This is a genomic window from Pseudomonas sp. R2-7-07, assembly GCF_003852355.1.
Taxonomy (GTDB): Bacteria; Pseudomonadota; Gammaproteobacteria; order Pseudomonadales; family Pseudomonadaceae; genus Aquipseudomonas.
On record NZ_CP027759.1, the window covers coordinates 5513578 to 5534961 of the forward strand.

Sequence of the window (21384 nt, forward strand, 5' to 3'; positions counted from 1 at the left end):
ATCAATCGTGAAAGCGCACAGCGGGCTGATGGTTATCGTCGGAACAGGCTTGGCGACACGCTCACTCTCCTTTCTATGTACGAACAGGCAGGGGTTAATTTATGCAGGTTTCAGGCAGTAATGTTCGATCAGTTCCCGCAATAGACGCACTGTAGGCGTCAAGCGTGACATTTCGAGGTATTCACCCGGCTGGTGCGCACAGGCGATATCGCCAGGGCCGAGCACCAGGGTTTCGCAACCAAGGCGCTGAAGATAAGGCGCTTCGGTGCCGAACGCCACTGCTTCGGCACGGTGGCCGGTCAAACGTTCCGCCACCCTCACCAACTCGGCGTCTTCCGGCTGCTCGAAGGGCGGTACTTCCGGGAACAGCGGCGCGTAATCGATCCTGACCTTATGCCGCTCGGCCAGGGGCTCGAGTTTTTGCCGGATGGCGGCGCGCAGCACCGCAGGGTCCATGCCCGGCAAGGGACGCAGGTCGAACTCCAGGGAGCATTGGCCACAGATGCGGTTGGGGTTGTCGCCGCCATGGATGCAGCCGAAGTTCAGGGTCGGCTGCGGCACGCTGAACTGCGGGTTGCGGTATTCGCGCTGCCAGGCAAGGCGCAGGCCGCGCAGTTCGCCGATGGCGTCGTGCATGGCTTCAAGGGCGCTGTGACCAAGGCTTGGGTCCGACGAATGGCCGCTGCGGCCAAGAATGTCGATGCGCTCCATCATCACGCCTTTGTGCAGGCGGACCGGCTTGAGGCCGGTCGGTTCGCCGATCACCGCCGCCCGGCCCAATGGCCGCCCCGCCTCGGCCAGTGCGCGGGCACCGGACATCGAGCTTTCTTCATCGCAGGTGGCGAGGATCAGCAGCGGTTGCTTGAACGGTTGGTCCAGCAGCGGCAGCACCGCTTCAATCGCCAGCGCAAAAAAACCCTTCATGTCGCAACTGCCCAATCCTACCCAGCGGCCGTCGACTTCTGTCAGCTTGAGCGGGTCGGTTTCCCACAGTGCCGCGTCGTAGGGCACCGTGTCGCTATGGCCAGCCAGCACCAGGCCACCGGGGCCACTGCCGAAACTTGCCAACAGGTTGAACTTGCCAGGGCTGACCTGCTGGATGTCGATGGAGAAGCCCAGGTCGCCCAGCCAGGTGGCGAGCAGGTCGATCACCGGGCGATTGGTCTGGTCCAGCGACGCTTGAGTGCAACTGACCGACGGCGCGGCAATCAACGCGGCGAACTGCTCTTTCATGGACGGTAACGGCATGCGCGGTCTCCAACTTCCCGGATGAACCCCACTATAGAGCCATCTGCACGACACAATAAACCGTTGCGGCACGTTGCCGGGCTCAGTCCTGTACACTGCACGACCTTGGCAGCCACACTTTTCCCCGGCTGCGCTCCCGATCCTGGATTTTCCGGCCATGCAGAAAGAAACCGAAATCAAGCTCCGTGTCAGCCGCGAAACACTCGCCGCGCTGCGTGAGCACCCGCTACTGAAAAAACGCAACAAAAGTGGCTGGGAACGCCGTGAGTTGATGAATCAGTACTTCGACACCCCCGAGCGCGACCTGGCCCAGGCCAAGGTGGCCCTGCGCTTGCGCAAGGACGGTGACAGCATCATCCAGACCCTCAAGACCCGTGGCCAGAGCGTCGCCGGTTTGTCGGAACGTAACGAATACAACTGGGACCTGCCCAAGGCCAAGCTCGACGTGAAGAAACTCGACGGCGAATGCTGGCCCGAGCAACTGGCCGAGCTGGACAAAAAGACCCTCAAGCCGATCTTCACCACCGACTTCGTGCGCGAGCGCGCCGAAATCGCCTGGGGTCGCGGCAAGGCCAAGGTAGTGATCGAAGCCGCCCTGGACCTGGGCCACGTGGTGGTCGGCAAGCAGAAGGAAGAAATCTGCGAGCTGGAACTGGAACTGCGCGAAGGCGAACCGGCCGCCCTGCTGGAACTGGCCGCCGAACTGGCCGCGACCCTGGCGCTGATGCCCTGTGACATCAGCAAGGCCGAACGTGGCTATCGCCTGTACGACGCCAGCAGCTATTCCTTGAGCCTGCCGGCACCGCAGATCCACGCCGAAATGCCGCTGGACGATGCCTTCGCCGCAATCATGTGGCACTTGCTGGGCAGCAGCCAGCGCCTGGCCGAGCAATATCGCTTCAATGGCCACTGGCGCTTGCTGCAGGACTGGGTCGAGACCCTCGGTGAATTGCGCGCGCTGATCGGCAGTCTCGGCCAAGCCGCGCCGCGTCAATCCACCAGCGAATTGCGCAGTGTCCTGGATGCGTTGCTGGAAGACTGGCGCCCGCTGGTCCAGGCCGGTGACGACGATGAAGACATCCGCAAAGCCGCGCCGGAGCAGTTCGTTGAAGAGCTGCAGGACGTGCGCTGGGGCCTGTTCTCCCTGAACACCTCGCGCTGGCTGCTGGCCCGCACCTGGACCGCCGAGCGTAACGTGCGCGGCAACCGCCAGGGCGCTGCGCAAATCACCAACTGGCTACCGCGCCTGCTGGCCGACGACGCCGTTGCCCTGCAACTGCCGCGCTACCAGCAACAGCCGGAAGACCTGGCCGAGCAACTGCCGCGTATCGAGCGCATCCAGGCCTGGCTGCACCATGCCCGTCAGGTGGTGGATATTCCGGAACTGGACCGTTTGTACGGCGAACTGAACAAGCTGGCGCACCTGGCTAACCAACCGATCACCGATGAGTCGCTGGACGCGCGGATGCACCAGGCGATTGCGGTTTATCAGAATCGTGCCTGGAAGATGCTTCTGCGTCTGTGATATCGCCATCGGGGGCAAGCCCCCTCCCACATATAACTGCATTCCAAAGTAGGAACTCGGTCAACTGTGGGAGGGGGCTTGCTCCCGATAGGGCCGGACCTGCTAGCGCAATACTGGCAGGCTGGTTGTGGATTTTATTTCCGACAACGCCACAATCGAATTAACCTCCTGAATCCCCGGCACCATCGACAACTTGTCGAAGAAAAACCGCTCGTACGCCTCGATGTCCGACGCAACAATACGCAATAGAAAATCCACCGCGCCCATCAGCACATAACACTCCAGCACTTCCGGAAAGCCACGAATCGCCTCGGTAAACTCGGTGAAGTTGGACCGACCGTGGGCGTTGAGTTTGACCTCGGCGAAAATCTGCGTGTTGAGGCCGATTTTCTTGCGGTCCAGCAAGGTGACCTGGCCACGGATCACGCCATCCTCCTTGAGCCGCTGAATACGCCGCCAGCATGGTGACTGCGAGAGGCCGACCTGCTCGGCGATCTGTGCGCTGGAGAGCGAAGCGTCCTCTTGGAGCAGGGCCAGGATACGACGGTCATAAGCGTCCAGTTCGCTTTGCATAGAAATACCTTATAAGTTGATTACGCTGAATTGATTGATTCGATTATCTGCCAATCTGTTCGATTTTAGATAAGAAATCTCAGCCGCTGCGTGTAAAAATTTCTTCAGTCGAATTTGGAGAATCAGCATGCACGCCGTCGAAACCGCTCACTCTGTTACCCGCGCCGATGCATGGGCCGTCGATAGCCTTCACTGCGAGGCGCATTATCGGATCGTCGCGGAGGCGGAGCCGGACGTGCTGTGTCGGGTGTTGAATTACTTCGCGCTGCAATTTCTCACGCCCAGTCAGGTGAGCGTGAACAGGGAAGACGACCTGCTGCGCATCGACATCATGATGGGCGGCCTGAGCTGGCACCGCGCCCAGGTGATCGGTGAAAAGATTCGAAACCTGATCAGCGTGTGTTCCCTGGAGCTGCGGCCGGCTGACTGCGCGCGGCTTCAAGCCGTGGCCGCAACGTCGCGGTAAAAACCTGCAATACACGCACAAGGAGGATTTTCAGAAGCTGGCTAGCCTGGAATTACACCCGACGCCCACCAGGAAACCCTCATGTCCGCCGCCCTGCCAGATCGCCCCCTGGAACTGCATCCGTTGCTGCCTGCATTGCTCGAGCAGGAGCTGATCACGGCGGAGATGGCGCAACGGCTGTCGTCCGCGCCCACCAGCGCCCAGCATCCCCTGGAGCGTATCGCCGCCGAAGGGCCGTGCCTGGAAACGTTAACCCAATGGCTGGCCCGGCAGGTCGAGCAACCTTACCTGCGCATTGATCCGCTGAAGATCGACGTCGCGACGGTGGTGCCGTTGATGTCCCATGCCTTTGCCCAGCGCCACGCCATCCTCGCAGTCGCCGTGGATGCGCGTAGCGTCACGATCGCCAGCGCTCAACCCCATGTCAGCGGCTGGGAGGCCGGGCTTTCCCAAGTACTCAAACGCACGGTCAAGCGCGTGGTGGCCAATCCCCAGGCGATCCAGCGCTGTATCAGCGAGTTCTATCGGTTGGCCAAATCGGTCAGTGGGGCCGATCAAAAAATGACAGCGCCCGGCAATGCCGACCTGCTCAACCTCGGCGCCAGCGATAAGGAGCCGCACGCCGATGACGCACATATCGTCAATATCGTCGACTGGCTGCTGCAGTACGCCTTTGGTCAGCGGGCGAGCGATATTCATATAGAGCCCTGCCGCGAACAGGGTCGTGTGCGCTTTCGCATCGATGGCCTGTTGCATGACGTCTACCAATTTCCGCCACAGGTCACCACCGCTGTCGTCAGCCGCCTGAAAAGCCTTGGCCGTATGAACGTGGCAGAGAAGCGCAAACCCCAGGATGGGCGCATCAAGATGAAAACCCCGGCGGGGGCTGAAGTGGAACTGCGCCTTTCGACCTTGCCCACCGCTTTTGGCGAGAAGCTGGTCATGCGCATTTTTGACCCCCAGGTGCTGCTCAAGGATTTCGACCAGCTGGGCTTGTCTGCCGAAGATCAACAGCGCTGGCAGGCCATGACCCGACAGGCCCACGGCATTATCCTGGTCACCGGCCCGACCGGCTCGGGCAAGACCAGCACGCTTTACGCCACCCTCAAGCAACTGGCGAGCCGGGAGGTCAACCTGTGCACCGTGGAGGACCCCATCGAGATGGTCGAACCGGCGTTCAACCAGATGCAGGTCCAGCACAACATCGACCTGACCTTCGCCAGCGGTATCCGCGCGTTACTGCGCCAGGACCCGGACATCATCATGATCGGCGAGATTCGCGACCGGGAAACCGCCGAAATGGCGATCCAGGCCGCGCTGACCGGGCACCTGGTGCTGTCGACCCTGCATACCAACGACGCGCCGAGCGCGATCAGCCGCTTGCAGGAACTGGGGATCGCTCATTATTTGATCAAGGCAACGCTGATAGGCGTCATGGCGCAACGCTTGGTGCGTGTGCTGTGCTCCCATTGCAAACGCGCCGTGGCCGACGCCTACGAAGCCGCCGGCTGCGTGGAATGCCGCGACAGTGGTTATCAGGGCAGAGCCGGGCTCTATGAGATCATGACGGTGGACGAAACCCTCAAGGCGCTGATCACCCCTGGCGCGGACGTGCAGGCCTTGCGCCGTGCGGCTCTCGGGCAAGGCATGCACAGCCTGCGCATGGCCGGCCTGCAAAAGGTGAAGGCCGGGCTGACGACGCTGGCGGAAGTCCTGAGGGTGACCCCTGGGGATTCAGAAACAAATCCTTTGTTTGTTGGGCACTGAAACCGTCCTTATCCGTGACGAGACCGTTACACTCGACCGAACGTCATGTCACCGACATCATCAGATAGGGAATCGTTATGCAGATCGGCACCGTACTGCTTCTTTTCGTGGGGTTGGCCATTGCCATCCTGTTCATGGGTTTCAAAGTGGTGCCCCAGGGCTACCAATGGACGGTCGAACGTTTTGGCCGCTATACCAACACCCTCAAGCCCGGCCTCAACATCATCATCCCGGTCATGGACCGCATCGGCCGCAAGATCAACGTGATGGAAAGCGTGCTGGATATTCCCCCCCAGGAAGTGATTACCGCCGACAACGCCACCGTGCAGATCGACGCCGTGTGCTTCTTCCAGGTGGTGAACACGGCCCAGGCCGCGTATGAGGTGAACAACCTCGAGCATGCCATCCGCAATTTGCTGCAAACCAATATCCGTACGGTGCTTGGCTCCATGGAGCTGGATGCGATGCTGAGCCAGCGCGACGGTATCAATGAAAAACTGCTGCGCACCGTCGACGAAGCCACGGCGCCGTGGGGCATCAAGATCACCCGTATCGAAATCAAGGACATCAGCCCGCCTGCCGACCTGATGGCGGCCATGTCCGGGCAGATGAAAGCCGAGCGGATCAAGCGTGCGCAGATCCTCGAAGCCGAAGGCCTGCGAGCCTCGGCGATCCTCACCGCCGAGGGCAAGAAGCAAGCGCAGATCCTCGAGGCCGAGGGTAGCCGCCAGGCCGCCTTCCTTGAGTCCGAAGCGCGTGAGCGCCAGGCCGAGGCTGAAGCCCGGGCGACCCAGGTGGTATCGGAAGCGATCGCATCCGGTAACGTGCAGGCGGTGAACTACTTCGTCGCGCAGAAATATATCGATGCCCTGGGCAAGCTGGCGTCGGCCAACAACAGCAAGGTGATCCTGATGCCGCTGGAAGCCAGCCAGGTGATCGGTGCCGTGGGCGGTATCGGCGAGATTGTCAGAGCGACTTTCGACAGCAAGAAAGGCTGAGGTCGCCATCATGTGGGATTTCCTGCAGCACCTTTCGTTCTGGGACTGGCTGGCGCTGGGCACCGTGTTGTTGATTCTCGAGGTGTTCGGCGCGGGAGGCTACCTGTTGTGGATGGGTATCGCCGCAGCCGCCGTGGGAGTGATCAAGTTTATCGTCCCGCCCCTGGGACTTGAGTGGCAACTGCTGCTGTTCGCCCTGTTGTCAATATTGACGGCCGTGTACTGGTGGAAACGCCAACGCAGCGGCGCCAAGGCCAGCGATCAACCCGGCTTGAATGAGCGCGGTTCAGAGTTGGTCGGACGCACCTTCGTGGTGCATCAGGCGATCGTGGATGGCAGGGGCAAGGTTAAAGTCGGCGATGGCGTATGGATGGTCACCGGTGCCGATGCGCCCGTAGGCGCTCAAGTGCGCGTGGTTGGCCAGGATGGGGTGGTTTTAAAGGTTGAAACTGTTTAGTCAGTGATGGAACTGGATCAGGTTAACTACAATCAAAATGTACAGATAACCCACCGGAGTCACCCATCATGCGTCTTAAATATGCTGTCGCAACCCTCGCTGTGCTCTCCCTCCCTGTCGGCTCAGCCATGGCCGATAGCTTCTGGCGTAATGTCATCTCGTCGGGTGCCACCACCGGCTCGACCTACCTGACCTTCAAGGACCACAAGCTGGTAGTCGCCGCCCAGGACGACGCCGGCAGCTTCGTCGCCAGCAACGGCGGCATTCGCGGCCCGTACCTGGAAGCGGCCATGCAGAAGGTCCGTGCTGATAACCCTGGCCTGCAAGCCACGGATATGGAACTGGCCAACGCCATCCTCGCGAAGAACGCTGTAACCGAGTAATACCTGCACGTTAAAAAATGCCGCTTTTTCAAGCGGCATTTTTTTGCCTGGAGCGTGACGAATCATTCACGGGCGACAGGCTATATTCAGTCGAGCCGTGCAACCATGCAGGGCTGACACGTCCATTACTCATCGCCTACCTGAAACGGATGCCCTCTTCGTCATGAGCCAACAGCCCTTCCTGCCGTTTTCCAAACCTACCATTGATGAAGCCACCATCTCGGCGGTCGGCGATGTGCTGCGCTCGGGCTGGATCACCAGCGGGCCGAAGGTGCAGGCGTTCGAAGCGCAGCTGTCGGAATATTTCGGCGGCCGGCCGGTACGCACTTTCAACTCCGGCACCTGCACCATGGAGATTGCCCTGCGCATCGCCGGTATCGGGCCTGGGGATGAAGTCATTACCACACCGATTTCCTGGGTTGCTACGGCCAACGTTATTCTGGAGGTAGGCGCCACTCCGGTATTCGCCGATATTGACCCGGTGACCCGCAACATCGACCTGGCCCAGGTTGAAGCGGCGATTACCCCGCGCACCAAGGCGATCATCCCGGTCTATCTGGCCGGCTTGCCCCTGGACATGCCGATGCTTTACGCGCTGGCCAACAAGTACAACCTGCGCATCATCGAGGACGCCGCCCAGGCCCTGGGTTCCAGTTGGGACGGGGAACGCATCGGCGCTACCGGCGACTTTGTGTCGTTCAGTTTCCAGGCAAACAAGAACATCACCTCATCCGAAGGCGGCTGCCTGGTGCTCAACAACGCCGAAGAAGCCCGTCTGGCCGAGAAATACCGCCTGCAAGGCGTGACCCGCAGCGGTTTCGATGGCCTGGATGTGGACGTGTTGGGTGGCAAATTCAACATGACCGATATCGCCGCCGCCATTGGCCTGGGGCAGTTTGCGCATATCGAGAAGATCACCGCCCACCGCCAGAACCTGGCTCGGCACTACTTCGAATGCTTTGGCAGTGATTTTGAACAAGTGTACGGCGCGCAGCTGCCGCCGGCCGACTTCGAAAACAGCAACTGGCACCTGTTCCAGCTGGTATTGCCGGAGCGTCAGGACGGTTTGCCTGCCCGCGCCACCTTTATGGAGCGGATGCAGGCCCACGGCGTCGGCATCGGTTATCACTACCCGCCGATCCACCTGCTGAGCCTGTATCGGGCACAAGGGTTCAAGGAAGGTATGTTCCCGGTGGCGGAGCGTGTTGGGCGTTTGATCGTGTCGTTGCCGATGTTTACAGCGATGACGGAGGCGGATGTGGAGCGGGCTGTGGCGGCGGTCAAAGCGGTATTGAAAGCAAGCTGATCACATAATGTGGGAGGGGGCAAACCCCCTCCCACATTGGTTTTGCGTTTACTCGCCGATGGCGGCTTTGTAGCCGGCGGCGTCGAGCAATTTGTCCAGGTCAGCTGGGTTGCTTGGCTTGAGCTTGAAGATCCAGGCGCCGTACGGGTCAGAGTTCAGCAGCTCAGGACTACCACCCAAATCTTCGTTGACCGCAATCACCTCGCCAGCAACCGGCGAGTAGATATCCGAAGCAGCCTTCACCGACTCAACCACACCCGCCTGGCCTTGCGCTTCAAAAGTGGCACCAACCTCAGCCAGCTCAACAAACACCACATCACCCAAGGCTTCCTGAGCATGGTCGGAGATCCCGACGGTCACGGTGCCGTCGGCTTCCAGACGGGCCCACTCATGACTTTCGGCAAAACGCAGGTCGGCAGGGATATTGCTCATAGTCTGTGTCCTCAAGAAGAAATGTCAGCGGCCATAGGCCTGCCGGAAAATAGTTAGATCAGGGTTTTGCCATGGCGTACGAAGGTCGGCTTGACCACTCGCACCGGGTACCACTTGCCGCGGATTTCCACTTCGGCCCGGTCGGCAGTCGCCGTCGGTACGCGCGCCAGGGCAATGGATTTGCTCAGCGTAGGTGAGAAACTACCACTGGTGATCTCCCCTTCGCCAACATTGGCGATACGAACCACCTGATGAGCGCGCAGAACCCCACGTTCTTCCAGGACCAGTCCCACTAATTTGAATTGCACGCCGGCAGCCTTTTCCGCCTCCAGCGCGGCGCGGCCGATGAAATTTCGCCCTGCGGGCTCCCAGGCGATGCTCCAAGCCATGTTGGCGGCCAGGGGTGATACCTGCTGGTGGATATCCTGGCCATACAGGTTCATGCCGGCTTCCAGGCGCAGGGTGTCGCGAGCACCGAGGCCGATGGGGGAAATACCGGCGCCCACCAGATCGTTGAAAAAACCCGGCGCCTGGTCTGCAGGCAGGACAATTTCCAGGCCGTCTTCGCCGGTGTAACCGGTGCGGGCAATAAACCAGTCGCCGTCGGCCTGGCCTTCGAACGGCTTGAGCTGATGGATCAGGGTGCCACGGGACTGGGTCACCAGTTCGGCGATCTTGTGCCGCGCATGGGGACCTTGAATGGCGAGCATGGCCAGCTCGGAGCGCTCCCGGAGTTGCACTTGATAGCTGCCCAGTTGCGCCTGCATCCAGGCCATGTCCTGGTCACGGGTGGCGGCGTTGACCACCAGCCGGTAACCGGTTTCGGTACGGTAGACGATCATGTCGTCCACTACCCCGCCCTGCTCGTTGAGCATGGCGCTGTACAACGCGCGGCCGCAGCCGTGCAATCGATCGACGTCATTGGCCAGCAAGTGCTGGAGCCATTCCTTGGCCTGAAGGCCGCTGACATCGATCACGGTCATATGAGATACATCGAACACCCCGCAGTCGCGCCGCACCTGATGGTGCTCCTCAACCTGCGAGCCGTAATGCAAAGGCATATCCCAACCGCCAAAATCGACCATTTTCGCGCCGAGGGCGAGATGCAGGTCATACAGAGGCGTACGCTGTCCCATGGGTGTCTCCTTCCGGGCTTGGCGAAGGTGCGCAGAGTTGCCGCCAGTGCCGAGCGCCTTGGATGACAAGGCCTGCAGACACCTGTGGCAACCCGCCTCGAAAGACGCGGCACACCGAATGCCGCGCATTGTAGCCGCAAGCTGTAGGACTGGCACCTAACCGATTTGTCGTGCGGAGCGTCGGATCAGCCCGACGACCGGCAACAACCCAACCAGTACCAGGGTCAGCGCCGGCAGCGAGGCCCGCGCCCATTCCCCTTCACTGGTCATTTCAAAGATCCGCACCGCCAGGGTGTCCCAGCCAAACGGGCGCATCAGCAAGGTGGCGGGCATTTCCTTGAGCACATCGACGAACACCAGCAGCGCCGCGCTCAGGGTGCCGGGCAGCAACAATGGCAGATACACCTTGCAAAACAGTTGTGGTCCGCTCACCCCCAGACTTCGTGCGGCCTCGGGCAACGACGGACGGATACGCGCCAGGCTGTTTTCCAGCGGCCCGTAGGCCACCGCCAGGAACCGCACCAGATAGGCGAGCACCAGCGCCGAGAGGCTGCCCAGCAGCAACGGTTTGCCCGTACCGCCCAGCCAGCCCGACAGCGGCACCACCAGTTCGCGGTCCAGGTAGCTGAAGGCGAGCATGATCGACACCGCCAGCACCGATCCGGGCAAGGCATAACCGACATTGGCCAGGCTGATGCCGGAGCGAATCGCCCGAGTCGGCGCAAGACGGTTGGCGAACGCCAGTATCAGCGCCACGCCGACGGTAATCAGCGCCGCAATCGCGCCCAGATACAGGGTGTGCAGGATCAGGCCGGTGTAGCGCTCATCCAGGTCGAACCGGCCGCGCTGCCAGAACCAGGCCACCAGTTGCAGCACCGGGATCACAAACGCGCAGGCGAACACCAAGCCACACCAGCCACTGGCCGCTGCCGCCTTGAACCCACGCAGGTGATACAACGCCTTGCCTCGCGGGCGCTCGTTGCTGGGCCGGCTCGCTCCCCGCGCGCGCCGTTCGCCATACAGCACCAGCATCACCACCAGCAGCAACAGGCTGGCCAGTTGGGCAGCGCTGGACAGGCTGAAAAAGCCGTACCAGGTTTTATAGATAGCGGTGGTGAACGTGTCGAAATTGAACACCGAGACCGCACCGAAATCCGCCAGGGTTTCCATCAAGGCCAGGGCGACACCGGCACCAATCGCCGGACGCGCCATGGGCAGCGCTACGCGCCAGAACGCTTGCCAGGGCGACTGGCCCAGCACCCGCGCCGCTTCCATCAAGCCCTTGCCCTGGGCCAGGAATGCAGAGCGCGCCAGCAGGTAGACATAGGGGTAGAACACCAGCACCAATACGATGATCACGCCGCTGGTGGAACGCACACGCGGCAGGCGCAGCCCGGCGCCGAACACGTCGCGCAGCAGGGTTTGCACGGGGCCCGCAAAATCCAGCAGTCCCACGAACACGAACGCCAACACGTAGGCCGGAATTGCAAAGGGCAGCATCAGTGCCCAGTCCAACCAGCGGCGGCCGGGGAATTCGCAGAGGCTGGTCAGCCAGGCCAGGCTTACGCCCAGCAACGTCACGCCAAGGCCGACGCCGAGCACCAGGGTCAAGGTGTTACCCAGCAAACGGGGCATCTGGGTGTCCCAGAGGTGGGACCAGATCTGGTGGTCGACGCTTTGCCAGGACAGCAACAGCACGCTCAGCGGCAGCAGCACCAGGGCGGCGACGCTGAAGACCGGCAGGTACCAGCGGCGTTGGGCGGGATGGGCCAAGAGCAAATTCCCTGGGAATGGACTATCTGAAAGCAGACATAAAACAGTGTGGGAGGGGGCTTGCCCCCGATGGCGGTGAATCAGCCACTGATGATTAGACTGACACTCCGCAATCGGGGGCAAGTCGAATCGTCGCACCGCCCCTCCCACATTTTGATCTGCGGCGATTTACAAAATCAGTTCCAGCCGGCGCGATCCATCAAGCGGATAGCCTCGGCTTGGCGCTTGCCCGCCACTTCCACCGGCAAGGTGTCGGCCACGAATTTGCCCCAGCTCGCCACTTCTGCCGACGGCGCTACCGCTGGGTTGGCGGGGAACTCCTGGTTCACATCGGCGAAAATCTGCTGCGCCTCGGGCGTGGTCATCCACTCCACCAAAGCCTTGGCCGCCTCTGGGTGTGGCGCGTGCTTGGTCAGGCCGATGCCCGACAGGTTCACATGCACGCCACGGTCGCCCTGGTTCGGCCAGAACAGCTTCACCGCCAGGTCCGGCTTCTGCTTGTGCAGGCGACCGTAGTAGTACGTGTTGACGATACCCACATCGCATTGCCCGGCATTGATCGCCTCCAGCACCGCAATATCGTCGGAGAACACGTCGGTGGACAGGTTATTCACCCAGCCTTTGACGATTTCTTCAGTCTTGCTCGCGCCATGGGTTTCGATCAGCGTGGCGGTGAGTGACTGGTTGTAGACCTTTTTCGCGGTGCGCAGGCACAGGCGGCCTTCCCACTGTTTGTCGGCCAGGGCTTCGTAGGTGGTCAGGTCGCCCGGTTTTACCCGGTCGGTGGAATAGGCGATGGTGCGCGCGCGCAGGCTCAAGCCGGTCCAGGCGTGGGCCGAAGAACGGTATTGCAACGGAATATTCTTGTCGATCACCTCGGAGGTGAACGGCTGCAGGATGCCCATCTGCTCGGCCTGCCAAAGGTTGCCGGCATCGACGGTGAGCAGCAGGTCGACGGTGGCGTTTTCGCCTTCGGCCTTGATGCGCTGCATCAGCGGCGCTTCCTTATCGGTGATGAATTTGACCTGTACACCGGTCTTGCGGGTGTAGGCGTCGAACACCGGCTTGATCAGTTCGTCGATGCGCGAGGAGTACACCACCACTTCGTCGGCGGCCTGCACGACGGTGCTGCCGATCAGGGTGAGTGCCAGGGCAGTCAGGAGGCGCTTGGGTGCCAACATGGGTGCGGTCGCTCATTTGCAAAAAGAGCGCAAATGATAAGGACTCACATTTGGTACCGCTTGCTGGAGGCGTTACCAGATGTTGCACGGTCGGAATATCGTAAGGGCTGATGGCCTCATCGGGGGCAAGTCGAATCGTCGCACCGCCCCTCCCACAGGGGGCTGCACTTCGGTTCACAGTTTGGCGAGTTCCGGAAGATCGCCGGTCAAGCCCAGCGCCTGGCGTACAAACAATGCCTTGGCTTCGGGCAACTGGTCGACCATTTTCAACCCGGCATTGCGCAGCCAGCGCAACGGCAGTTGATCGGCCTGGAACAAACGCTCGAAACCTTCCATGGCCGCCATCAGCGCCAGGTTATGCGGCATGCGCCGCCGCTCGTAGCGGCTCAGCACCTTCACGTCCGCCAGACGTTCACCACGTTCGTTGGCCGCCAGCAGCACTTCAGCCAGCACCGCGGCATCGAGAAACCCCAGGTTCACGCCCTGCCCCGCCAGCGGGTGGATAACGTGGGCCGCATCGCCAATCAATGCCAGGCCTTCGGCCACATAGCGTTTGGCATGGCGCTGACGCAACGGCACGCAGACGCGCGGGTCGGCGCTGATCACGTTGCCGAGGCGCCCTTCAAAGGCACGCTCCAGTTCACCACAAAAGCGTTCATCGTCCAGGGCCATCAGGCGCTCGGACTCCGCCGGCGTGGTCGACCACACAATCGAGCACCAATCCTCTTGCCCATCGCGCACCAGCGGCAAAAACGCCAGCGGGCCGGTGTCGGTGAAGCGTTGCCACGCCGTGCGCCGGTGCGGCTGGCTGCTGCGCACGCTGGTCACGATGGCGTTATGCAGGTAATCCCATTCACGGGTGGGAGTGCCGGTCAGGCGGCGCACCGCCGAGTTGGCGCCGTCGGCGGCGACCACCAGCGGAGCGCGCAGCTTGCGCCCATCGGCCAGGGTCAGCAGCCAGTCATCGCCGGAACGGCGCATCTGCTCCAGGCGCGCAGTGGCCAGCAGCCCCAGGTCGCAATCATGCAGGCGGTCCAGCAAGGCATCCTGGACCACACGGTTCTCGACGATATGCCCCAGCACTTCGGCATGTACGCTGGCCGCCGAAAAGTGGATCTGCCCGGTGCCGCTGCCGTCCCACACGTGCATCTCGCCATACGGGCTGGCGCGGCGCTGGACGATGCCGTCCCACACGCCAAGGCGCTCCAGAATGCGCTGGCTGGCGGCGGACAACGCACTCACCCGCGGTTCAAACGCCGCCGCCGGTTCGAACGGCTTGACGCTCAGCGGGCTGCCGTCAAGCAGCAACACCTGCAGGCCACTGCCCTGCAACGCCAGCGCCAGGGCGCTTCCGACCATTCCGGCCCCGACAATCAGCACATCTGCGTGCATGTCCATAGTCAAGCCTGTCTCGCTGGCGGCTTGCGCCGCACGTAAAGGGTTTTGTCGACCCGCGCCACCAGGGTGCCGCAGCCGTCATGAATCTGGACCTTGTCGCGGCCCGGGTTCTCCATCAGCCACTTACGCATCGGAGCGCACTCCCAGCCCCATGGCCTGGCGGGCGAACCAGCGTTTGGCCGGCGGTAACAGGTCCAGGCCGAGCAGGCCCATGTTGCGCCCCAGCGCCACCAGCGGTTGCCCGCTGCCGAACAGGCGCGTGACTTGGTCGGAGAAACCCACGGTCAGTTGCTGGTCCAGGCGCTGGCGCTCGCGATAGCGTTGCAGGGTTGCTAGGTCTCCCGGCACTTCCGGCCCGGCCAGCAAGGCTTCGGCCAGGGCGTTGGCATCGCGCAGGGACAGGTTGAAACCTTGCCCGGCGATCGGGTGCAGGCTGTGCGCGGCATTGCCGAGCACCACCAGGTGCGAGCGCACTTGTTCTTCCGCTTCCACCAGGGTCAGCGGATAAAGATGCCGCGCGCCCACTTGTTTCAGGGTGCCCAGGCGATAGCCGAACACGCCCTGCAATTCGCTCAGGAAGCTGCGCTCATCCAGGTTGGCCAGGCGCTGGGCGTCCATGCCGATGCGGGTCCACACCAGCGCACAGCGGTTGTCGGGCAGCGGCAGCAAGGCCATCGGTCCCTCATCGGTGAAACGCTCGAACGCTTCGCCATTGTGGGCTTCGCTCGGGGTGATATTGGCGATCAACGCGCTCTGGTTGTAGGGCCGGGTTTTCACGCCGATGCCAAGCTGCTCGCGCAGACCGGAGCGGCCGCCATCGGCCAATACCGCAAGCTCGCATTCCAGTACGGTTTCGTCATTGAGGGTCAGGCGATAGCCATCGGGCAGCGGCTCCATGCGTGTGACTTCCGCCGGGCAGCGCCAGCTCACCACGTCCTTGTCCAGGCCTTGCCACAGGCATTGGCCGAGCCAGGCGTTTTCCACCACATACCCCAGGGCCGGCACGCCTTCTTCCAAGGCAGACAAGCGTGCGGTAGAGAAACGCCCGCGGTCCGACACATGAATCTGTTTGATCGGCTCCGCGCGCCGGGAAATTGCTTGCCAGACGCCCAGCCGCTGATAAATCTGGCGAGCACCGAATGATAACGCCGAAGAACGCGCATCGTAGCTCGGCTGATAGCTGTCACCCGGCGCGAAGGGCTCGATCAGTGCGATTTTCCACCCTCGCGCCTTGGCCCCGGCCTGCAACGCCAGGGCCAGGCTCGCGCCCACCAGACCGCCGCCGATGATCGCCAGGTTGACCCGGCTCATCGGGCAGCCGCCATCAGTGCTTCGATCTCGGCCACCGTCTTGGGCACCGCGCCGGTCAGGATTTCACAGCCTTGCTTGGTCACTATCACGTCGTCCTCGATGCGTATGCCAATGCCACGCCACTTCTTCGCTACGTTCTGGTTGTCCGGTGAAATATAGATCCCCGGCTCCACGGTCAAGGCCATGCCAACTTCCAGCACGCGCCATTCACCGCCCACTTTGTACTCGCCCACGTCATGTACATCCATGCCCAGCCAGTGGCCGGCGCGGTGCATGTAAAAGGCGCGGTAGGCTTCGCTGGCGATCAACTCGTCAACGTCGCCTTGCAGCAACCCCAGCTTGACCAACCCGGCAGTGATGACCTGCACGGTCGCCTCATGCGCCTGGTTCCAATGCTTGTTCGGCGCGATCTGCTTGAAGGCGGCTTCCTGGGAAGCCAGCACAATTTCGTAGATCGCCTTCTGCTCGGGCGAAAACTTGCCATTGACCGGCCAGGTGCGGGTGATGTCACTGGCGTAGCAGTCGATCTCGCAACCGGCGTCGATCAGCACCAGGTCGCCGTCCCTGAGCAACGCGTCATTCTGCTGGTAATGCAGGATGCAGCTGTTGCGCCCGGACGCGACGATGGAGCCATAGGCCGGCATTTTCGCGCCGCCCTTGCGGAATTCGTAATCCAGCTCGGCTTCCAGGCTGAACTCGTGCAAGCCGGCACGGCTGGCCTGCATCGCCCGCACATGGGCCGCGCAGGAAATCCGCGCCGCCTCGCGCATCACCTTCACTTCCGCCGCCGATTTATACAGGCGCATGTCGTGCAGCAGATGATCCAGGGCAACGAATTCGTTCGGCGGCTGGGCACCCAGGTGCGCTTTGGAGCGGATCACGTTGATCCACTCCATCACATGCCGGTCGAATTCGGCATTGCTGCCCATGGCTGAATACACCCGGTCACGGCCTTCGATCAGGCCGGGCAGGATGTCGTCGATGTCGGTGATGGGAAACGCGTCGTCAGCCCCGTAATCACGGATCGCGCCTTCAGTGCCGGCGCGCAGGCCATCCCACAATTCGCGTTCGGCATTGCGTTCGCGGCAGAACAGCACGTACTCGCCATGCTGGCGACCGGGCATCAGCACGATCACCGCCTGCGGTTCGGGAAAACCGCTCAGGTACTGGAAGTCGCTGTCCTGGCGGTAGACATGCTCCACATCACGATTGCGGATCGCCACGGCGGCGGCCGGCAGGATCGCGATGCTGTTGGGTTCCATCTGCGCCATGAGCGCCTTGCGGCGACGGGTGTATTCCGCTTTGGGGATATGGATCATGGGCAGATGGGCTTCCTCGTTTAGTGCAGCGACGGCTTGGGCGAAGCAGGCTCAGCGGACTTTTTGGTCTCGGTGAACAGCAGCAACGGCGCAACGCGCAGGTATTCCATGACTTCCATGTAGTCGCCTTCGCCGTCTTCGGACTCTTCCAGGGCGTCTTGCACTTGGGAGATGGCGGCCAGGTCCTGCAGCACTTCCTTGGCGTCGGTGCTCAGCTCCAGGCCACCGGCGTTCACGCCGAAACCGTGGAGGAAACCCTGGCACCATTGGCCCAGCGCGGCGGCGCGTTCGGCCAGCGGCGCATCGTCGGTGGGCAGCAGCAGGACCACGGTGACGTCATCACCGGTCAGCTCGCCCTTGACCATCTCTTGCAGGCCGATCAGCGCATTGCGCACGTTTTCTTCGGGTTCTTTCTCCAGCAGCTCGGCCACATCGGCCAGCCAGTTGTCGGCATCGAAGCCGACACCGGTGCAGCTGCGGCCCAACAGCACACCGTGCAGTTCGGCAGGCGAGCAAGGATGGCCGCTGGTGCTCAGCAGTTTGGAAAAAGCGTCGTACGGGGAGTTCTGAATGGGCATGGTGAGCTAGGCGCCAGACGGCGCAATGTCTAGAATGGAGCGCTGTATCCTAGCACCGGCAGACGTACCAAGACTATCGAGGGCGTCAGATCGTTTATCCTGCAGTTGCCATTCATCAGACAAATCCAGTGGAACCCAATGGAAGACACCGACCTGCAAGCGCTGATGGCCAGACTCGAACTGCTAATTGATCGGGTCGAGCAACTTAAGAGTCAAAACGGACTCCTACTAGCTCAGGAAAAAACCTGGCGCGAGGAACGCGCTCACCTCATTGAAAAAAACGAAATCGCCCGGCGAAAGGTCGAATCGATGATTTCGCGCCTGAAGGCCCTGGAGCAAGACTCATGAGTTCAAGCAATAGCGTTACCGTGCAGATCCTCGACAAAGAATATTCGATCATCTGCCCCCAGGAAGAGCGCAGCAACCTGGTGAGCGCTGCCCGCTACCTGGACGGCAAGATGCGCGAAATCCGCAGCAGCGGCAAAGTGATCGGCGCCGACCGCATCGCCGTGATGGCCGCGCTGAACATTACCCACGACCTGCTGCATAAGCAGGAACGCCCTGACGTGCAGGCCAGCGGCTCGACCCGCGAGCAAGTGCGTGACCTGCTCGAACGCGTTGATCTGGTGCTTTCCACCGATTCAGACGCACCCAAGGGCTGATTGCCGAGTCTGTTTAAGGTATACTCGCCCCACTCCCTGGCGTGCTTGCCAGTCGGCGATGTCCCGGAGCCGATTCGCACTACCCTGGAAGTTGCACGTTGGGCTGGTGTGCATGTCCGCTAGACGGAAAGCCTTAAAGCCTACTGCTTCTTCCACCTTGAACTTTCGGGTTCAAGGGCTTAGTCGACAGCGGTTCTGTCGGGGAGCCTGAATTCCCAAACTCAATGCCAGTCCCAGGACTGGCATTGTTTTATGAGCCGAAAAGCCATGACCGAATCTGCGCCGCTTTCCCGTCCGCAACTTCGACGCATGTTGCGCAAAGCCCGCCGCGCCCTCACGCCCCGCGAGCAGCGCCAGGCCGCCTGCGGCCTGTATCGGCAACTGGCACAGCACCCGCTGTTTCGCCGGGCCAAACATATTTCCTTATATCTACCGACGGACGGCGAAATCGATCCGCGTCTGCTGCTGCGCGCTGCCCAGCGCCAGGGCAAGGCCACTTACCTGCCCGTACTGAGTGCGTGGCCACGTACCAAGATGGTGTTCCAACGCGTGCGGCCTGGGGATAAGTTGTTGCCCAACCGCTTTCGCATTCTGGAGCCACGGGCCAATGCCCGGTGCCAACGCAAGGTGTGGACGCTGGACCTGGTACTGCTGCCGCTGGTGGGGTTCGATAACGAGGGTGGGCGATTAGGCATGGGGGGCGGATTCTATGACCGCAGCCTGGCCTACCTTGCCAGGCGAAAAACCTGGCGCAAGCCGACGCTGCTGGGGCTGGCCCATGAATGTCAGCAAGTCGATCGCCTGGCGCAGGCGAGCTGGGACGTGCCGCTGGCGGGCACTGTCACCGATAAGCAATGGTTTGTCGCAGAAACGTCGCTGGAACCGCGACGCGGTTAAAACCGTGTTAACGCTTGAATTGCTGTTGCACAGGCGAGAGTTCGACCGGCGCATCGGTCTTGTTCGACCACAGGCTCTGGGCATACCCGGTGGTCACGACGCCCAGACCAAACAAAATTACCAAAATCCATAGTAAATCCGGTTTACGTTGCATCGATTGCCCCCCTTCAGGCACCTCGTACACGATGACAACAACGTTCCAAAGTAGTCCGTTGCAGCTGCACCAAGCTTAAAAGCCGGCATTCTGCGGTAACGTGAACCAACACGCAAACCTTGACGCCAACCGACTGTCGGTTTGTCATGGCATTGCCCGACAACTTGCCCAATGCCTTTCTCAGGAGCCCCGAAATGGCCTACTGGCTGATGAAATCCGAGCCCGACGAGCTCTCCATCAACGACCTGGGAAAGCTCGGCGAAACGCGCTGGGACGGGGTTCGCAACTACCAGGCGCGCAATTTCCTGCGCGCCATGGCGGTGGGCGATGAGTTTTTCTTCTATCACTCCAGTTGCCCGGAGCCTGGCATTGCCGGTATCGGCAAAATTATCCAGGCCGCCTACCCCGACCCCACCGCGCTGGAACCGGACAGCCACTATTTCGACGCCAAGGCCAGCGCGGAGAAAAACCCGTGGAGTGCGATCACCGTGGCCCACGTCAAAACCTTCCCCAAGGTGCTGAGCCTGAGCCACCTGAAACAGCAAGCCACGCTCGCCGAGTTGCCACTGGTGCAGAAGGGCAGCCGGCTTTCGGTGATGTCGGTCACGTCGGAACAATGGACGGCCATTCGTCAACTGCTTTAGCTGTCCGATGCCATTGGGCATTCATCTAACATCATAAAAGTACTCGTTATAAAAAAAGAAACAGTTATCAAAATTCAGCATAACCAACTGTCATTTATGACAGTAGTCAACATTTTCTCCAAAGTGAATGATAACCACTGAACACGGATTTATCGCATTCACACTACCAGGAGAGCAAAAATGGCTGACTTATCAGACTCAGATAGAAATGACTCGAATGAAGCTGCCTCCATAGAAAAAATAGAGATTAAGATCCACTCGGATAACACCAAAGGAATAACGATAGTGACGGGGGCGTACCCATTACATGGATATAAAGGCTCTATCGAGGTTGAATACTCGTGGAGCAATAATATTTACACGATCCATGCGCGCAGGTATCAGTTCGAGCGAGGTGCGGTAACGGGGAAAAACCCGCGCTTCGAAATCAGCGCCATGGCCGTAAACGGCCCTACATTGACAGTCGTCCCTCCACAGGATGGCCAATGGCACTTCTGGGGCTCTTCAACAAGCTACCAAACAGCGAACACAGCAATGGACTTCAAGTTTTACTTTGTCTTCGACGCGCCTGAGGGGCTATGGAGAACAGATACAAAAATATTAAGACTGATTGCCAATTAGCTCCTGACTACACTACAGCCAGCAACTAAGTTGCTGGCCTCCCAAAACCCTTGAAAGTCCGCTTTTTCGGACTTATTGAATGATCAAGTTGTTGAACAGCAAGTCTTCCACCACCGGCTTGCCGGTTTCATCGTTCATCACTTGCTGGGTTTGTTTCAACGCTTCCTGACGCAGCTTTTCCTTACCTTCGACGCTGCTCATGGCTTCGTTGGTCTGCTGGGTGAACAGCGCCACCAACTGGTTACGAATCAACGCGTCGTTGGCTTTGACCGCTGCGGCAGCTTCGGTACCGGTGACGCGCAGGGCGATGTCGGCCTTGAACACTTTTAGCTTGGCCGTGCCATCCAACCCGTAATTACCCACGAACGGCGGGCTCAGGCTGATATAGCTGACCTTCGGCGCCTCGCCCTCTTTGGCTTCTTCGGCCTGGGCCGCCATCGGCAAGGTCAGGGCCAGCATCAACAGGATCCACGCTTTCACAGTTCACTCCTCGAATTCGGTTGCCGGGTAGCATAACGCTAGCAAGGCTGAGCACAAGCTTATGAGGGCTTATCA

Annotated in this window: 24 protein-coding genes, 1 other RNA gene and 1 pseudogene; 13 read left to right on the plus strand and 13 right to left on the minus strand. The window is 60.9% G+C overall.

Annotated elements, in window-relative coordinates; genetic code table 11:
* Positions 1–99: 99 nt before the first annotated feature.
* On the minus strand, positions 100–1248 hold the full coding sequence (gene argE, locus C4J86_RS25440) for an acetylornithine deacetylase (RefSeq protein ID WP_124372218.1): 1149 nt from the start codon (positions 1246–1248) through the stop codon (positions 100–102).
* Between the two features lie 157 nt (positions 1249–1405).
* On the opposite strand from argE, the gene C4J86_RS25445 reads away from it, so the two are divergent.
* Positions 1406–2773: an inorganic triphosphatase gene (locus C4J86_RS25445; protein WP_124372219.1), complete on the plus strand. Its 1368-nt coding sequence runs from the start codon at positions 1406–1408 to the stop codon at positions 2771–2773.
* Positions 2774–2875: 102 nt separating this feature from the next.
* Here C4J86_RS25445 and C4J86_RS25450 read toward each other — a convergent pair whose 3' ends face one another.
* Positions 2876–3346 carry an Lrp/AsnC family transcriptional regulator gene (locus tag C4J86_RS25450; protein ID WP_124364881.1) on the minus strand — a complete coding sequence of 157 codons (471 nt, stop codon included), beginning with the start codon at positions 3344–3346 and terminating at the stop codon, positions 2876–2878.
* Positions 3347–3473: 127 nt separating this feature from the next.
* Here C4J86_RS25450 and C4J86_RS25455 point away from each other — a divergent pair, with 127 nt between their 5' ends.
* From C4J86_RS25455 to C4J86_RS25480, 6 genes are all read left to right on the plus strand, one after another.
* A complete protein-coding gene (locus tag C4J86_RS25455; protein ID WP_124372220.1) occupies positions 3474–3812 on the plus strand; it encodes a hypothetical protein in 339 nt (112 codons plus the stop codon).
* A gap of 81 nt (positions 3813–3893) precedes the next feature.
* On the plus strand, positions 3894–5579 hold the full coding sequence (locus C4J86_RS25460; RefSeq protein WP_124372221.1) for a GspE/PulE family protein: 1686 nt from the start codon (positions 3894–3896) through the stop codon (positions 5577–5579).
* Positions 5580–5656: 77 nt separating this feature from the next.
* Entirely contained in the window at positions 5657–6577 is a 921-nt protein-coding gene (locus C4J86_RS25465) for an SPFH domain-containing protein (RefSeq protein WP_124372222.1), read from the plus strand.
* Between the two features lie 10 nt (positions 6578–6587).
* Entirely contained in the window at positions 6588–7034 is a 447-nt protein-coding gene (locus C4J86_RS25470) for an NfeD family protein (protein WP_124372223.1), read from the plus strand.
* Between the two features lie 68 nt (positions 7035–7102).
* Positions 7103–7417 carry a DUF2388 domain-containing protein gene (locus C4J86_RS25475; RefSeq protein ID WP_124364886.1) on the plus strand — a complete coding sequence of 105 codons (315 nt, stop codon included), beginning with the start codon at positions 7103–7105 and terminating at the stop codon, positions 7415–7417.
* A 163-nt stretch (positions 7418–7580) separates the two neighbouring features.
* On the plus strand, positions 7581–8723 hold the full coding sequence (locus C4J86_RS25480) for a DegT/DnrJ/EryC1/StrS aminotransferase family protein (RefSeq protein WP_124372224.1): 1143 nt from the start codon (positions 7581–7583) through the stop codon (positions 8721–8723).
* A 48-nt stretch (positions 8724–8771) separates the two neighbouring features.
* Here C4J86_RS25480 and gcvH read toward each other — a convergent pair whose 3' ends face one another.
* The 9 genes and pseudogenes from gcvH to C4J86_RS25525 all read right to left on the minus strand — a co-directional run bounded on the left by gcvH (position 8772) and on the right by C4J86_RS25525 (position 17851).
* Positions 8772–9155, minus strand: a complete 384-nt coding sequence (gene gcvH / locus C4J86_RS25485) for a glycine cleavage system protein GcvH (RefSeq protein WP_124372225.1) — start codon at positions 9153–9155, stop codon at positions 8772–8774.
* 53 nt (positions 9156–9208) lie between these two features.
* Positions 9209–10291, minus strand: a complete 1083-nt coding sequence (gene gcvT / locus C4J86_RS25490; protein ID WP_124372226.1) for a glycine cleavage system aminomethyltransferase GcvT — start codon at positions 10289–10291, stop codon at positions 9209–9211.
* A 156-nt stretch (positions 10292–10447) separates the two neighbouring features.
* Positions 10448–12064, minus strand: coding sequence for an iron ABC transporter permease (locus C4J86_RS25495; protein WP_124372227.1), 1617 nt, complete (start codon positions 12062–12064; stop codon positions 10448–10450).
* A gap of 176 nt (positions 12065–12240) precedes the next feature.
* Complete coding sequence (locus C4J86_RS25500; RefSeq protein ID WP_124372228.1) at positions 12241–13245, minus strand: extracellular solute-binding protein; 1005 nt, start codon at positions 13243–13245, stop codon at positions 12241–12243.
* Positions 13246–13419: 174 nt separating this feature from the next.
* A complete protein-coding gene (locus C4J86_RS25505) occupies positions 13420–14637 on the minus strand; it encodes a 2-octaprenyl-3-methyl-6-methoxy-1,4-benzoquinol hydroxylase (protein ID WP_164485306.1) in 1218 nt (405 codons plus the stop codon).
* An 8-nt stretch (positions 14638–14645) separates the two neighbouring features.
* A pseudogene (locus tag C4J86_RS25510) lies at positions 14646–14738 on the minus strand (tetrameric acyl-CoA thioesterase); the annotation flags it as partial.
* Positions 14739–14766: 28 nt separating this feature from the next.
* Positions 14767–15954: a 2-octaprenyl-6-methoxyphenyl hydroxylase gene (gene ubiH, locus C4J86_RS25515; RefSeq protein ID WP_124372230.1), complete on the minus strand. Its 1188-nt coding sequence runs from the start codon at positions 15952–15954 to the stop codon at positions 14767–14769.
* Positions 15951–17273, minus strand: a complete 1323-nt coding sequence (pepP, locus tag C4J86_RS25520; RefSeq protein WP_124372231.1) for a Xaa-Pro aminopeptidase — start codon at positions 17271–17273, stop codon at positions 15951–15953. The genes ubiH and pepP overlap by 4 nt, the downstream gene beginning before the upstream one ends.
* 20 nt (positions 17274–17293) lie before the next feature.
* On the minus strand, positions 17294–17851 hold the full coding sequence (locus C4J86_RS25525; protein WP_124372232.1) for a YecA family protein: 558 nt from the start codon (positions 17849–17851) through the stop codon (positions 17294–17296).
* A gap of 138 nt (positions 17852–17989) precedes the next feature.
* On the opposite strand from C4J86_RS25525, the gene C4J86_RS25530 reads away from it, so the two are divergent.
* The 4 genes from C4J86_RS25530 (at position 17990) to C4J86_RS25545 (ending at position 19410) form a co-directional block, all read left to right on the plus strand.
* The gene (locus C4J86_RS25530; protein WP_003177365.1) at positions 17990–18199 is read left to right on the plus strand and encodes a TIGR02449 family protein; all 210 of its coding nucleotides are present in this window, start codon (positions 17990–17992) and stop codon (positions 18197–18199) included.
* A complete protein-coding gene (locus tag C4J86_RS25535) occupies positions 18196–18513 on the plus strand; it encodes a cell division protein ZapA (protein ID WP_005792389.1) in 318 nt (105 codons plus the stop codon). The genes C4J86_RS25530 and C4J86_RS25535 overlap by 4 nt, the downstream gene beginning before the upstream one ends.
* A 30-nt stretch (positions 18514–18543) precedes the next feature.
* Positions 18544–18722, plus strand: a non-coding RNA gene (gene ssrS / locus C4J86_RS25540) — 6S RNA.
* Positions 18723–18780: 58 nt separating this feature from the next.
* On the plus strand, positions 18781–19410 hold the full coding sequence (locus C4J86_RS25545) for a 5-formyltetrahydrofolate cyclo-ligase (RefSeq protein WP_124372233.1): 630 nt from the start codon (positions 18781–18783) through the stop codon (positions 19408–19410).
* Positions 19411–19417: 7 nt separating this feature from the next.
* Here C4J86_RS25545 and C4J86_RS26905 read toward each other — a convergent pair whose 3' ends face one another.
* Complete coding sequence (locus tag C4J86_RS26905; RefSeq protein ID WP_015886446.1) at positions 19418–19564, minus strand: hypothetical protein; 147 nt, start codon at positions 19562–19564, stop codon at positions 19418–19420.
* 194 nt (positions 19565–19758) lie between these two features.
* On the opposite strand from C4J86_RS26905, the gene C4J86_RS25550 reads away from it, so the two are divergent.
* Together C4J86_RS25550 and C4J86_RS25555 are read left to right on the plus strand one after the other, a co-directional pair.
* Positions 19759–20208, plus strand: a complete 450-nt coding sequence (locus C4J86_RS25550; RefSeq protein WP_124372234.1) for an EVE domain-containing protein — start codon at positions 19759–19761, stop codon at positions 20206–20208.
* A gap of 180 nt (positions 20209–20388) precedes the next feature.
* Complete coding sequence (locus C4J86_RS25555) at positions 20389–20829, plus strand: hypothetical protein (protein WP_124372235.1); 441 nt, start codon at positions 20389–20391, stop codon at positions 20827–20829.
* Positions 20830–20901: 72 nt separating this feature from the next.
* On the opposite strand, the gene C4J86_RS25560 is transcribed toward C4J86_RS25555, so the two are convergent.
* Positions 20902–21309: a flagellar basal body-associated protein FliL gene (locus C4J86_RS25560; protein WP_124372236.1), complete on the minus strand. Its 408-nt coding sequence runs from the start codon at positions 21307–21309 to the stop codon at positions 20902–20904.
* Between the last annotated feature and the right edge of the window lie 75 nt (positions 21310–21384).

What these genes read in the sequence shown, in the direction of transcription:
- argE (WP_124372218.1), bottom strand. Translation starts at nt 1,248, where the DNA reads ATGCCGTTACCGTCCATGAAAGAGCAGTTCGCCGCGTTGATTGCCGCG.
- C4J86_RS25445 (WP_124372219.1), top strand. Translation starts at nt 1,406, where the DNA reads ATGCAGAAAGAAACCGAAATCAAGCTCCGTGTCAGCCGCGAAACACTC.
- C4J86_RS25450 (WP_124364881.1), bottom strand. Translation starts at nt 3,346, where the DNA reads ATGCAAAGCGAACTGGACGCTTATGACCGTCGTATCCTGGCCCTGCTC.
- C4J86_RS25455 (WP_124372220.1), top strand. Translation starts at nt 3,474, where the DNA reads ATGCACGCCGTCGAAACCGCTCACTCTGTTACCCGCGCCGATGCATGG.
- C4J86_RS25460 (WP_124372221.1), top strand. Translation starts at nt 3,894, where the DNA reads ATGTCCGCCGCCCTGCCAGATCGCCCCCTGGAACTGCATCCGTTGCTG.
- C4J86_RS25465 (WP_124372222.1), top strand. Translation starts at nt 5,657, where the DNA reads ATGCAGATCGGCACCGTACTGCTTCTTTTCGTGGGGTTGGCCATTGCC.
- C4J86_RS25470 (WP_124372223.1), top strand. Translation starts at nt 6,588, where the DNA reads ATGTGGGATTTCCTGCAGCACCTTTCGTTCTGGGACTGGCTGGCGCTG.
- C4J86_RS25475 (WP_124364886.1), top strand. Translation starts at nt 7,103, where the DNA reads ATGCGTCTTAAATATGCTGTCGCAACCCTCGCTGTGCTCTCCCTCCCT.
- C4J86_RS25480 (WP_124372224.1), top strand. Translation starts at nt 7,581, where the DNA reads ATGAGCCAACAGCCCTTCCTGCCGTTTTCCAAACCTACCATTGATGAA.
- gcvH (WP_124372225.1), bottom strand. Translation starts at nt 9,155, where the DNA reads ATGAGCAATATCCCTGCCGACCTGCGTTTTGCCGAAAGTCATGAGTGG.
- gcvT (WP_124372226.1), bottom strand. Translation starts at nt 10,291, where the DNA reads ATGGGACAGCGTACGCCTCTGTATGACCTGCATCTCGCCCTCGGCGCG.
- C4J86_RS25500 (WP_124372228.1), bottom strand. Translation starts at nt 13,245, where the DNA reads ATGTTGGCACCCAAGCGCCTCCTGACTGCCCTGGCACTCACCCTGATC.
- C4J86_RS25505 (WP_164485306.1), bottom strand. Translation starts at nt 14,637, where the DNA reads ATGCACGCAGATGTGCTGATTGTCGGGGCCGGAATGGTCGGAAGCGCC.
- ubiH (WP_124372230.1), bottom strand. Translation starts at nt 15,954, where the DNA reads ATGAGCCGGGTCAACCTGGCGATCATCGGCGGCGGTCTGGTGGGCGCG.
- pepP (WP_124372231.1), bottom strand. Translation starts at nt 17,273, where the DNA reads ATGATCCATATCCCCAAAGCGGAATACACCCGTCGCCGCAAGGCGCTC.
- C4J86_RS25525 (WP_124372232.1), bottom strand. Translation starts at nt 17,851, where the DNA reads ATGCCCATTCAGAACTCCCCGTACGACGCTTTTTCCAAACTGCTGAGC.
- C4J86_RS25530 (WP_003177365.1), top strand. Translation starts at nt 17,990, where the DNA reads ATGGAAGACACCGACCTGCAAGCGCTGATGGCCAGACTCGAACTGCTA.
- C4J86_RS25535 (WP_005792389.1), top strand. Translation starts at nt 18,196, where the DNA reads ATGAGTTCAAGCAATAGCGTTACCGTGCAGATCCTCGACAAAGAATAT.
- C4J86_RS25545 (WP_124372233.1), top strand. Translation starts at nt 18,781, where the DNA reads ATGACCGAATCTGCGCCGCTTTCCCGTCCGCAACTTCGACGCATGTTG.
- C4J86_RS26905 (WP_015886446.1), bottom strand. Translation starts at nt 19,564, where the DNA reads ATGCAACGTAAACCGGATTTACTATGGATTTTGGTAATTTTGTTTGGT.
- C4J86_RS25550 (WP_124372234.1), top strand. Translation starts at nt 19,759, where the DNA reads ATGGCCTACTGGCTGATGAAATCCGAGCCCGACGAGCTCTCCATCAAC.
- C4J86_RS25555 (WP_124372235.1), top strand. Translation starts at nt 20,389, where the DNA reads ATGGCTGACTTATCAGACTCAGATAGAAATGACTCGAATGAAGCTGCC.